This window comes from Embleya sp. NPDC020630, from assembly GCF_044334985.1.
Lineage (GTDB): Bacteria > Actinomycetota > Actinomycetes > Streptomycetales > Streptomycetaceae > Embleya.
Genome location: NZ_JBIRUB010000013.1, coordinates 49,782 through 61,891 on the forward strand (window position 1 = coordinate 49,782; position 12,110 = coordinate 61,891).

A 12,110-nucleotide genomic window follows, 5' to 3' on the forward strand; every position below is an offset into this window, starting at 1 on the left:
GGGATGTCTGTAGGGATCGACGCGCGGTGTTCGGCCGCCTCCCGAGGGGGCGCGCCGCCGATCGGCGCAATGCCCGGTCGAACCGGGTCGTGGGGAGTGGGCTGGGGTGATGACCGAGGAGACTGCGGGTACCGTCCGTCCATCCACCGACGCGCTGCCCGGGCGGGTGGCCGCCCGGCGACGCGAACTCGGGTTGTCCGTACCGGACATCGCCCGCCGCACGGGGCTGCCCGGGGGGTGGGTGCACTCCGTCGAGTCCGGTTCGACCGCGCCGTCGGCGCCGGCCCTGTCCCGACTCGCCGACGCGCTCGAAACCACCGTCGACGACCTGCTGGCCCCCTCGTCCGCGGCCTTCACGCATCTGCTTGCGCCCGCGCCGCCGGGTCGGGAGCCGGCCCCGGAGCGGGAGCTGGTGGTGATGACGGAGGAGGAGTGTCTGGCCCGGGTCGCCCTGCAACTGGTCGGCCGGGTGGCCGCGCTGGATGCGCCCGATCCGTTCGTGCTGCCGGTCAACTACGTGCTGCTCGGCCGCGACGTGGTGTTCTGTACCGCCGCCGACTCGTCCCTGGCCCGTGTCGCGGGCCCGGTGCTGTTCGAGGTGGACGACATCGTCGACGCGGCGCGGATCGGCTGGAGCGTCCTGATCCGGGGCACGGCGGAGCCCGACGACGACCCCGCCGACGTGCCGGGCGCGGACGAGGGACCGTGGCCGGACGGGCGCCGTGACGTGTGCATCCGGATCCGCGCCGAGCGCATGACGGGGCGGCGGGTGCGACCGCCGGCGGGGGAGGCGTAGCGGGCGTGGCGGGGCGGGTGCGGCGGCGTCCGCCGGGGCGTCCGGAACACGTGCCCGCGAGTGCGCCCCGGCCGTCCCGGGCCCGACGCCGGCCGCATATCGTATGGATCATGAGCAATCACTTTGACGTCGTCGTCCTGGGTGCCGGTCCCGGCGGATACACCGCGGCGGTTCGCAGCGCACAGCTCGGACTGCGCGTCGCGGTCGTCGAGCAGAAGTACTGGGGAGGTGTCTGCCTGAACGTCGGCTGCATCCCGTCCAAGGCGCTGCTGCGCAACGCGGAGCTGGCGCACATCTTCACGCAGGAGGCCAAGACCTTCGGGATCCGTGTCGAGGGCTCGGTCACGTTCGACTACGAGGCCGCGTTCAAGCGCAGCCGCAAGGTGGCCGACGGCCGGGTCAACGGCGTGCACTACCTGATGAAGAAGAACGGCATCACCGAGTTCGACGGGCTCGGCACGTTCGTCGACACGCACACCCTGGACGTGTCGCTCACCGCGGGCGGCGTCCAGACCGTCACCTTCGACCACTGCATCATCGCGGCCGGCGCCACCACCCGGCTGCTGCCGGGCACCTCGCTCAGCGAGCGTGTGGTCACCTACGAGGAGCAGATCCTCACCGACCGACTGCCGGAGAGCATCATCATCGCGGGCGCCGGCGCGATCGGCGTGGAGTTCGCGTACGTCCTGCACAACTACGGCGTGAAGGTGACCATCGTCGAGTTCCTCGACCGGGTCGTGCCGCTCGAGGACGTCGACGTCTCCACCGAACTCGCCAAGCGCTACCGGCGGTTGGGCATCGAGATCCTGACCTCCACGCGGGTCGAGTCGATCGACGACAGCGACCCGAACGCCAAGGTCCGGGTCACCGTGACCCGCGACGGGCAGCAGCAGGTACTGGAGGCGGACAAGGTCCTGCAGGCGATCGGCTTCGCGCCGCGCGTGAGCGGATACGGCCTGGAGAACACCGGCGTCGCCCTCACCGAGCGCGGCGCGATCGACGTGGACGGCCGCGGCCGGACCAACGTCCCGCACATCTACGCGATCGGCGACGTCACCGCGAAGCTGATGCTCGCGCACGCGGCCGAGTCGATGGCGGTCATCGCGGCCGAGACGATCGCGGGCGCCGAGACGATGGAACTCGACTTCCCGATGATCCCGCGCGCCACCTACTGCCAGCCGCAGATCGCCAGCTTCGGCTGGACGGAGGCGCAGGCGCGGGAGAAGGGCTTCGACGTACAGGTCGCCAAGTTCCCGTTCACTGCCAACGGCAAGGCGCACGGCCTGGGCGACCCGGTCGGCTTCGTCAAGGTGATCAGCGACCGCACCCACGGCGAACTCCTGGGCGCCCACCTGATCGGCCCCGAGGTCACCGAACTCCTCCCCGAACTCACCCTGGCCCAACAGTGGGACCTCACCGTCCACGAGGTGGCCCGCAACGTCCACGCCCACCCGACCCTCGGCGAAGCCGTCAAGGAAGCCATCCACGGCCTCGCGGGCCACATGATCAACATGTGACGAGGCGGACCTTCGGGGCTCGCCCCGCAGGACTCCGGAGCCGGAGCCACCCGATGAAGGCTCCGTGACGGCGATCCGGACCAGTCCGGGATCCTTCCGGGATCGACCCCGGCCGTCGATCGTGCCCGCGAAGGCGCGATCGACGGCCTCCCCCGCGCCCTCCGATCCGACCGGGGCGGCGGCGCCAAAGCCTCACGAAACCGTTGGTCCACGACCACGCTCCGGTGCCCCCGCGGCGCGTGCGCCAAGGCATCACCCGCCGGGTGGGGTTCATTCGCGGCTGTGCGGGCGATGGCGGCCGCGGGTATCGGTTGCCGCGAGGGAAGTGGCAGTGGGGGTGGCTATGTTGCGCGCATGATCTTTCGTGAGCGTGCTTTGTCCAAGGCGGTCGACCAGCTTGAGCGGGCCTTGGGAGAGCAGGACGAAGCGTTGCTCAATGCGGCATTTCACGCGTTGAGCGGGGCGTTGCAAGGGGCGAAGCCGGCGAGTTGTGTGGAGGCGGGGCCGCGGATGGCGGCGCTGTTGCCGCGGATTCCGATGGGGGCCGAGGGGATTCTTGCCGTGATGGTCGGGGCCTGTGTGGAGCACGGGGCCGACCCGGAGGTCTGTTCGGGGCCGATCCTCGCCGGGGTGGGTGAGGCCATGCGTGATGTGATGGCGTTTCCGGCGTTGTGGGAGGAGACGGTCGGGGGCGAACTGCCGGAACGCGACCACCTGGTGCTCGGTGAGGTGGTGGAGCGGATCGCGGCGGTCGGCGGCATGGACGGGCGGAAATTCGGCGCGGTGTCCGCGTGGATGCAGTTGCCGCTGTGGGAGATGGCCGGTGTCGCGGTGCTCCTCCACGCCGGGATACGCCGGGCGGTGCAGGCCGACGGGACGTTGGTCGCGCTGGTCGAGGAGGCCGCGCGCGGGGACGCGGACCTCAAGTGCCTGCGCTACCTGCTCAAGATGTTCGACGACGAGCCCTTGGTCGTTCTGCACCGTCCCTCCGGGACGGGATACCGGATGCGGGTGACCCGGATCGGTGACAACTTCCAACTGCACACGCTTTTGGCGCACCTCCTCGTCGGAGGCGGCCACATTGCCGGTGAGGCACCGTCGGCCGAGGCGGTGGCCGCGTCCCGGGACGCCGTGCCCGATGGGGAACCGCAGACGACCGGCGCGTTCAACCTGTGCGCGGCGGACGGCTCGTGGATCTGGAACGAGGGTTGCCCGGCGGACATCCCGCTCGTCGACGGCGAGCGCCTGTTGGTGCTGGATCCGCCGACGTACGGCCGCACTTGGAACGCCGGCCGGTTCTACCCGGCCCTGCCCGGCGACCTCACCCTGGACGCGGTGCTGACCCGGGGCGAGACCGAGGCGTACATGGCCAAGATCGGCCCCGCCCGCGCCTGGCCGGACGCCGACTGACATCTACCGCCGCTCGTGTTCGGGTTACTTTCGGCGGTTGTGGTAGGCGATGGTGAGGATCGCGAGTAGTGGGCCCCACAGGATCAACGGGGCGTAGCAGATGTAGTAGGAGGTGGCTTCCCAGCCGCCCGCCCGGCCCGGGAAGTCGTCGGGCAGTTCGTCGCCGCGGATGGTGGTGCCCACGATTTCGGTGGCCAGGGTCAGGACCGTCCACAGGAGGGTCAGGAACGTGGCGCCGAGGGCGGCGACGATCGTGACCGGCTTCGGGGACACTCGACGGCCGCCGAGGATGGGGATCCGACGCGGGAAGACCTCGCCCCAGCGGGCGATCAGGCCGATCGCGGTGAAGGCGACGGCCTCGGAGAAGGCGGACAGGAAGACGATGTAGCACCGCTCGCCGATGCCGATGTCGTTGTCGAAGACCGCCGCGAGTCGCCAGAGGCCGGCCGGTAGCACGGTGAACGGGACGGCGTAGGCGACGAGTTGTACGCGGCGGGACACACCGGGCACGGGCTCGTGGGCGGCGTGCCACGCGGCGCGAAGTCGGCCCGGGTGGGCGGTGGTGGAGGTGGACGGGGTTCCGTCTCGGATTTCGGTGTGGTGCGGCGGCTGCATGTGGGAGGTCCCGTGTTCGGTGGGCCGACTTGGGTCGACTCGCTCGCCGACCAAGATCGCAGCAGGCGGCGCCCCCGCGGATCGTTCGCCGGACTGAGCCGAGTGCGCTTCGTGGCGCACGAATTCGCGCGACCGGAGGATGATGGCGGATGGCCGCCCCCGACCTGGGTCGCATCCTCGGAAGGGTCGGCCGGGGGCGGGATGCGCCACGAACCAAGGGGCGTCCCGGCGCCATCCGACGCGAGATCGCGCCCCCGGGCCGCGCCCGCTACTAGACTCGCGGCTTCCGATCCGCGCACGCCTGGGGGCACTTGATGAGCGTCGACGAACGTTTCGAGCGGGCGAGGTTGCTCTACGAGCGGTCGGTATTCGGCGCCGACGCCGCCGCGTTGCCCGCCGCAGATCGGGAACTCAACGCTGTCGAGGCCGACTTGGCCCTGTCCCGGGGTCGCGTCCTGCACGCCCGCTTTCTCGAGCGCCGGTCGGACGGGGAGGATCCGCGCGAGTCGGCCCTGTTCGAACGTGCCGCGGAGCTGTACCGGAATCTAGGCGACGAACGCGGCGAGGGCGAGGCGTTGTTCTGGATCGGCGTGCTGCACCAGGTGATCCGCGACGACGACGCCGCGGCGGTGCCGGCCCTCGAACGTTCCCTGGAGTTGGCCACGGGAGCCGACGACCGGCGGACGATGTCGTACGCGCTCCGGCACCTGGGCATCGCCGAGCACCGGGCCGGCCGGCTCGATCAGGCGCGAGAGCGGTTGGAGTGGTCGACCCGGCTGCGCCGCGAACTCGACTTCCCCGCCGGGGTCGCGGCCAACCTGGTCGGCCTGGCCTACATCGCCGCCGGCCAAGACCGCCGCGACGACGCGCTCGCGCTGATCGAGGAGGCGAGCGCCCTCGCCGAGGCGGCCGACGCGAAGGGCGTCACCGCCTCGATCGAGGAGGCCCGCACCGCCCTGACCGAGGCCGTCCCGCCCGCCTGACACCGCCACGCGCGGCCGTCAACTCGCCTGTTCCGCAGGTGCGTTGCGGGGCAACAGCAACACGGCCGGCAGGCACACCACGGTGACCACGAGCACCGTGACCAGGCTGACCGTCATCGCGTGCGCGGGGGCGCCGGCGTGGAAGTAGATCGTGGTCACGGTCGCCGAACCGATGCCGGCGGCCAATTGTTGGATCGCGGTGAGCGCCCCGCCGGCGCTGCCCGCCTCGTCGGGCGCGATGTCGCCGAGGGCGATGTCGAAGATGGTGCCGAAGCACGTACCCATCCCGAGGCCGGTGACCAGTACCGCCGGGGCCAGGGCCCACAGGCTCAGATCGGTACCGTGCGCGACGACGAGGGCGAGCAGCCATCCGGTGCCGACCAGGGTGATCAGCATGCCGATCAGGATGAGTGTGCGGCCGAGTCGTCGGGTGAGGGCCATGCACGCGCCGGCGGCGATGATGATCCCGATGGTCAGCGGCAGCAGGCCGAGGGCCGCGTCGCGGGGGCCGGCGTTCAGGGCCTGCTGCATGAAGAGCGAGACGACATACGTCGATCCGCTGGTGACGGCGAAGAACAGCAGGCCGACGATCAGACCGGCCGTGAAGCCGCGATTGCTCAACAGTGACGGCTTGATCAGCGGGTTCGCGGCGATTCGCTGGCGCCGCGCGAACAGGGCCAGCGCGACCAGGCCGACCGCGAGGGAGCCGACGGGCAGGGCGTCCCAGCCGTTGGCGGAGCCCTCGATGAGGCCGAACATCAGGCCGAACATGGTCACGCCCAGGTAGCTGGCGCCGGGCCCGTCCACGGTGAGCGAGCGGTCCCCGTCGTCGTGCGGGAGCAGGCGCAGCGCGGCGACGATGCCGACACCGCCCAGGATCAGGTTGACCAGGAAGATCGGCCGCCAGGACAGCCCGGCCACATCGGCGTCGATGACGAACCCGGCCAGGACCGGCCCGCCGACGGTGGCCAGGCCGAGCAGCGGGCCGAACAGGTTGAACGCCTTGGCCAACATCTCGCGCGGAAACGTCCTGGTCATGATCGCCATGCCCTGCGGGAGGAGCAGTGCTCCGAAGGCGCCCTGGACCACGCGGGCGACCACGAGCAGCACCGGATCCGGCGCCAGTCCGCAGCCGGCCGAGGCCGCCGTGAAGCCGATCATGCCGATCAGGAACAGTCGACGCTGACCGAACTTGTCGCCCAGGCGACCGCCGACCACCAGCAGTACGCCCATGGCCAGCGCGTACGCCGCGCCGAGCCACTTGATCAGCGTCTCGCCGCCGCCTACGTCGTCCACGATCGTGGGCGCGGCGATGTTGGTCACCGTCGAGTCGATCATGTCCAGGGCGTCGGCCACCAGGACAAGGCCGAGGATCAGCCACAGGACGGTTCGTGAGGGTGACACCTGCGCCGGCGTCGGGGCGGATTCGGTGAGGACGGACATGGCGGACTCCGGAGGCAGGTCGGCATGACGGCCGTGAGCGGGGGTGGGCCGGGCGGGCGCCGCACGGGCTCGGCGTACACGGTGCGTACGGCGACAAGCGAGCAAGGCGGGCGGGCCCGGGCGAGTGCCCTCCCAGGGGACCACACTCACTACAAAACCGCAATCACTACGGATTCATAATCATGATGAAATCCTCAGCACTACGAGTACACCATCACTACGGATCCGTAATACCTGTGACTTTGTTAGGATCGCCCCATGACTGACAGTCGGCCGCGGACACCCGCGCAGCCTCCCGCGGGCCGCCGCCGGCAACCCGCGGCGAAACCCCGACCCGCGTCGGAGACACCGGCCGCCGCCGCGATGCCCGCCCCCTCCGAACCCCTCGGCCGCCGCGAACGCAAGAAGGCCGCCACCCGCAAGGCCCTCTCCGACGCCGCGCTACGCCTGTTCCTGGAGCGCGGCTTCACCGAGGTGACGGTCGCCGAGATCGCCGAGGCCGCGGACACCGCCGTGACCACGCTCTTCGCACACTTCCCCGGCGGCAAGGAAGCGTTGATCCTGAACGACGGCGACGAGCGCGAGGCGGCCCTGATCGCGGCGGTCCGCGAACGCCCCGACGGCAGCTCGATCCTGACCGCCCTGCACACGTTCCTGACCCGGCGGGGGCCGTTCCGTCCCGACCCGGATCCCGAGTTCCGCCGTCGGGCCGAACTCGTGGTGGCCACCCCGGCGTTGCGCGCGTACGCCAGATCGTTGTGGATCGGCTGCGAGGCGGCCCTGGCCCGGGTGATCACCGAGGAGACCGGCCGCGACCCCGACGACTTGTCGCTGCGCGTCCTGGCCCGCTACGTGCTGGAGACCCCCGACCTGGCCGGCGGGGAACCCGACCCCCGCCGGGCGCTGGACGTCGTGTTCACCCACCTGCGCCGAGGATGGCCGGACCTGTAGGAACCGGCCACGCCCCTACCGCGACTCCAACAACCAATGCCGGCTCGTCGTCCACCCCACCAGCCGTCGGCCCGCGCCGTTGTCGAGCGTGCCCCGAGCGTTGAAGCGCGCGCCGGCGGCGACCGCGCGCAGCCCGAACACCGCCGGTGCCAGCCGCCGGCCCACGTGGTCGGGATACCGGGCGCTCTCCTCGTCCAACCAGGATTCCACCTCGGCCCGCTCCGCCTCGCCGCACAGCGACAGGTGGAACACCATCTGCCGCCACGCGTACGCCGCGTCCTTCACCATGCCCAGCGGCCGCGGGTTGCCCTGCGTGCGCGCCGTCAACCGGCACGCCGCGGTGAACGAATGCCGGGCCAGGTCGGCCCAGTTCGGCTCGACCCCGACCGGTCCCGCGAGTGCCGCCAGGTTGTGCGTGGTCAGGATCTGCGCATGCTCGAGCACCACGCCGTTCGAGGCCACGGACCACCCCGCCCCGACCCCGCCCCGAGACCGGCACATCTCGCCGAACCGGGCGAGCGACGCGTCGGAGTAGGCACGCCAGTCCGGATCCCCGTTCACCCACCCCGCCACCGCGGCGTAGTCGATGTCGAAGTACCGCTCGTACAACGACCCTTCCAGGATCCCGCCGGCCAGCACCGCAGCGCCCAGGAACTTCCGGGAGAACCGGCCCATGAAGATGTCCGCCGCCAACTCCTCCACCCACGGCACCCGCACCCCCGCGCCGGCGGTGAGCGCGGACAGCTGGGCGATCATCGGGTTGGGCAGGATCGTCGCCGGGAAGCCGGTCAGGGCCAGCCCGCCGAGACGGGTCAACACCGTCCGGGCCTGCTCCCGGGCCTCGATGTCGTGCTCGCACCGAACGGACACCGCGGCCACCCAAGGCAGTTCCTCGGCCCGGATCTGGTGCCGCAAATCCACCAGCAACAACGAGCGACGATTGCCGAACGCCCGGTGGTGCGCGCTCATCAGCGCCCGCAACGAGGCATCGGGGTACGCCTGTGCCGTCGTCGAGGCGACCAACTGCGGTACCAGCTCGGCCAGTACCTCGGCCGACGGCACGATGCCGCGCTCGATCAGCGTCCCGATCGGCGCGCTCAGCGCCCGCTCGACCAACCGCCGGATCGCCGCCGGGATCTCCGCGTGCGCCGGCACACCGGCCGCCTCCTGCTCGGCCGTCGTGACCGGCCCGAGCAGCGCGCCGGTGTCGGTCGTCCCGGCATCCTGCGGCAGGTCACCCAACCGCCGCACCACCACGCGGGCCAACTCGTGGTGCATCGGCCGCCTCGCATCGTCCGCCTGCCACTCGCGCAGCCGTGTGTGCTCGGCCGATCCGGGGATACCGCGCCGACCCACCATCGACACGATCGTGTGCCGGACCAGTCCGAGCCGGCGCGCGTCGAGCGGGCGTTCGGCGAGGACATCCGCGAGAGCGGTGCGCAGGATGCTCTGATTCTGCTTCGGGTCGCGGTGCTTGCCGCACAGGCGATGCTCGCCCGCCAACACCTCGTACCGGTCAAGCAGTTCGCGTCCGCGCCGCCGCCAGTCCGGATCCGGGTCGCGGGTGAGCACATGGCCGGTGTCGACATCGGTGACGTCCAGCCAGAGCGTGAGCAGTTCGTCCGCGAACGGGTTCCAGACGGCAAGGGCCTCGCGCATCGCCTCGATCGCGCGCTTCGGCCGCCGCCGAGCCACCTCGGCGCGGGCCTCGCCGACCGTACGCCGGTACGCCGTCGAGGGGTCGGGCGCGGGGGCGGACGTCGGGCGCGGCGCGAAGCGCAGGCGGTCCGCGAACGGCGCGATCGCCTCCAGGAGTTCGAGCGCCGCGGCCCGCTCGCCCACCCGGGCCAGCCAGGCCACCGCGAGCAGCGCGGCCTCCTCCGGCACGGTCACCTCGTAGTGCCCGCCGTCGAGCATCGTGGTGAGTTCGGCCAGGCCCGCATCGCTCAGGTGATACTCGAACAGGGCGCGCCGATCGGCCGGTACGCCCGCGCGGCGCGCGAGTTCGACCTCGTGCGGCAACAGCGGGCCGCCGGCACTCGCCACCCCGGTGGCGAATCCGCCGCGGACCACCTCGGGCGTCACCCAGGCCGGGAACCCCGCGACGGGCGTGCGCGAGCCGATCCGCAACGACCCGTCGCGCAGACCGTGCATCACTTGGCGCCAACGCCCGAGCCGGACTTCGGCACGGCGGCGGGTGTCCGCGTCCTCGTGGGTCGCGGCCGTGCGGAGGGCTTGGGCCAGTTGCCCGCCGATGTAGGTACCGTCGGCGCTCTCGGGCGTGGGCCCCTGTCGCTGCTCTTGGTTGTCGTTCATAGCCGGCATGGCGGGTTCCGCCCCCGCGCCCTCCGGGTCCCAAGCCCGGTGCTCTACTGCTGAGCTACACGCCGTCGCCGTTGCGGGTTCAGGCTAGAGGCGGACACGAGGGCGGAACAATCGGATTTGCGGCGGGGCTCGGTCCGCCCCGGGCGCGTCAGGCCTGCTTGGCGGGGGCGGACTCGGTCGCGGGCTCCGCCACGACCGGCGCGTCCGTCGCGGCGTCTTTCGCCGCGTCCTCCGCCGCGTTCGTGGTCATCCGAACGTCCGGCAGCAGCAACAGCGCCAGATTCGAGGCCAATACGAGTACGGCGGCCACCAGCAGCGGCGTCGTACTGCCGATCGCCGCCGCGACCGGAGCGGCCACGGCAAGGCCGAGCGGCCTGGCCGCGAAGGAGATCAGCGTGTCGAACGACCCGACCCGGCCCAGCGCGTCCGCCGGGATTCGGCGCTGCATCGTGGTCTCCCACAGCGGGCTGAGGACACCGAGGCCGAGCATGGCGATGAAGTAGCCGGCCGCGACGACCGGCATCGGGGCGTGCAGGGCCAGGGTGGTGAGCGGGACGGCGTAGAGCGCGGCGCCGAACGTGGTGGCCACCAGGGGACGGCGAATTGGCAGACGGGAGGAGACCCACACGCCGAACAGCAGTCCCACGGTGCCGACTTGGGCGATGATCACCCAGGACCGGTCGCCGCCGAGCCGGTCCACGGCGATGATCGGCCCGAGGGTGAGCAGAAAGCCGGCAGCCAGGTGCCAGACGCCGTGCGTGATCACGCTCGCCAGGAACCAGGGATGGCGCCTGGTCTCCTCCCACCCGGCCCGCAACTCGCCCAGGAACGGCCCCGGTTCGGCCCGACGTACGACCCGCTCGGGACGCAGGCCGCCGAAGGTGGCGGCTGATCCGACGAACAGCAGCCCGGTGAGCAGCGAGGACCAGCCGGCGCCGACCGCCAGCATCAGGCCGCCGGCGGCCGCGGGTGCCGCCATCTGGGCCAGGCCCTGGACCACGCCGAGGCGGGAGTTGGTCCGCATCCGCTCCGGCTCGGGCACCACCGACACCACCAGGGTATGGATCGCCGACGTGCCGAACGCGACGGCGGCGCCGGTGAGCGCGGACAGTACGGCCAGGTCGGCGATCCGGGGCGGGGCCGAGAGCAGTTCGACGCCGATCGCCAACTGGGCGGTGGCGCGTACGAGGTCGGCGATCAGTACCACCCGGTGCGGAGGGAAGCGGTCCGCCATCACCCCGGCCACCGGTAGCAGCAGCAACATCGGGATCAGCTCGCACGCCAGGACCAGGCCCAGATCGCCGTTGGAGCCGGTGTGTACGAGCGCCAGGGTCAGCGTGGTCGGGATCAGCGCGGTCGCGAAGGCCGCGAAGGAGCGGCCGAGGATCAGCCGTCGGGTCGAGGACGTCATGATCGCAATATAATTCGTCAGCGAATCTTTTGCCAGCAAATTAACGGCTCGCATAGCATAATGACCGGATGCAAGGTGAGCGTCGGGACCGGACATCGGACCAGGATCGGCAGACGGGGGGCGGCGAGCGCGGCGAGCCCAGGCCGTCCGAGGCCGACGACTCGGTCGACCGGCACATCGCGCGCTGGCGGGACAAGGCGCCCTTCGACGAGCGGGTGGAGGGCATCGTCACCCGCATCCAGATGCTGAACAGGCACGTGCGGCAGGTCAAGGAACGCACGCTCGCCGAGCTGGGACTCCAGGGCTTCGAGTTCGAGACGCTGCACCGACTGTCCTCGCGCGGCGCGCCGTACCGGGCCACGCCGTCCGAACTGGCGGGCGAGCTGATGGTGTCGCCGGCCGGCATCACCGGGCGGCTGGACACGCTGGAGAAGGCCGGCCTGATCCGCCGCATCCGGGGCACCGAGGACCGCCGCCGGGTCGACGTCGAACTGACCGACACCGGCCGGGAGCGCTGGACGGCCGCGATGAAACTGCTCGACCGGGCCGAGCGGGCGATGGTCGGGCCGCTCGACGAGGCGGATCGGGATGTACTGAACGCGCTGCTGAAGCGGATGTTGTTGCGGGTGGAGAACGAGGACTGAGCGGGGGCTGGGGCC

General features: G+C 71.5%; 10 protein-coding genes and 1 tRNA gene. 6 read left to right on the forward strand and 5 right to left on the reverse strand.

Features of this window, described 5'->3' with window-relative positions; all coding sequences use genetic code 11:
* The first annotated feature begins 109 nt into the window (after window positions 1-109).
* The 3 genes from ACH4XV_RS33875 (at window position 110) to ACH4XV_RS33885 (ending at window position 3,723) form a co-directional block, all read left to right on the forward strand.
* On the forward strand, window positions 110-796 hold the full coding sequence (locus tag ACH4XV_RS33875) for a helix-turn-helix domain-containing protein (RefSeq protein ID WP_395796157.1): 687 nt from the start codon (window positions 110-112) through the stop codon (window positions 794-796).
* Between the two features lie 110 nt (window positions 797-906).
* Window positions 907-2,313 (forward strand): dihydrolipoyl dehydrogenase, encoded by a 1,407-nt coding sequence (lpdA, locus tag ACH4XV_RS33880; RefSeq protein ID WP_395796158.1) that lies wholly within the window; start codon window positions 907-909, stop codon window positions 2,311-2,313.
* A 354-nt stretch (window positions 2,314-2,667) separates the two neighbouring features.
* Entirely contained in the window at window positions 2,668-3,723 is a 1,056-nt protein-coding gene (locus ACH4XV_RS33885) for a hypothetical protein (protein WP_395796159.1), read from the forward strand.
* 24 nt (window positions 3,724-3,747) lie between these two features.
* On the opposite strand, the gene ACH4XV_RS33890 is transcribed toward ACH4XV_RS33885, so the two are convergent.
* Complete coding sequence (locus tag ACH4XV_RS33890; RefSeq protein ID WP_395796160.1) at window positions 3,748-4,338, reverse strand: hypothetical protein; 591 nt, start codon at window positions 4,336-4,338, stop codon at window positions 3,748-3,750.
* A 314-nt stretch (window positions 4,339-4,652) separates the two neighbouring features.
* Between ACH4XV_RS33890 and ACH4XV_RS33895 the strand changes: the two genes are divergently transcribed.
* Complete coding sequence (locus ACH4XV_RS33895; protein ID WP_395796161.1) at window positions 4,653-5,321, forward strand: tetratricopeptide repeat protein; 669 nt, start codon at window positions 4,653-4,655, stop codon at window positions 5,319-5,321.
* 18 nt (window positions 5,322-5,339) lie between these two features.
* Here the strand turns inward: ACH4XV_RS33895 and ACH4XV_RS33900 are convergent, their stop codons facing one another.
* Complete coding sequence (locus ACH4XV_RS33900) at window positions 5,340-6,764, reverse strand: MFS transporter (protein WP_395796162.1); 1,425 nt, start codon at window positions 6,762-6,764, stop codon at window positions 5,340-5,342.
* Window positions 6,765-7,022: 258 nt separating this feature from the next.
* Here ACH4XV_RS33900 and ACH4XV_RS33905 point away from each other — a divergent pair, with 258 nt between their 5' ends.
* Window positions 7,023-7,715: a TetR/AcrR family transcriptional regulator gene (locus ACH4XV_RS33905; protein WP_395796163.1), complete on the forward strand. Its 693-nt coding sequence runs from the start codon at window positions 7,023-7,025 to the stop codon at window positions 7,713-7,715.
* Window positions 7,716-7,730: 15 nt separating this feature from the next.
* Here ACH4XV_RS33905 and ACH4XV_RS33910 read toward each other — a convergent pair whose 3' ends face one another.
* From ACH4XV_RS33910 to ACH4XV_RS33920, 3 genes are all read right to left on the reverse strand, one after another.
* On the reverse strand, window positions 7,731-10,031 hold the full coding sequence (locus tag ACH4XV_RS33910; protein ID WP_395796164.1) for a hypothetical protein: 2,301 nt from the start codon (window positions 10,029-10,031) through the stop codon (window positions 7,731-7,733).
* Between the two features lie 2 nt (window positions 10,032-10,033).
* Window positions 10,034-10,105, reverse strand: a tRNA-Pro gene (locus ACH4XV_RS33915).
* An 83-nt stretch (window positions 10,106-10,188) separates the two neighbouring features.
* Entirely contained in the window at window positions 10,189-11,451 is a 1,263-nt protein-coding gene (locus ACH4XV_RS33920) for an MFS transporter (protein ID WP_395796165.1), read from the reverse strand.
* Between the two features lie 68 nt (window positions 11,452-11,519).
* On the opposite strand from ACH4XV_RS33920, the gene ACH4XV_RS33925 reads away from it, so the two are divergent.
* Window positions 11,520-12,095, forward strand: a complete 576-nt coding sequence (locus ACH4XV_RS33925; RefSeq protein WP_395796166.1) for a MarR family winged helix-turn-helix transcriptional regulator — start codon at window positions 11,520-11,522, stop codon at window positions 12,093-12,095.
* The last annotated feature ends 15 nt before the right edge of the window (window positions 12,096-12,110 follow it).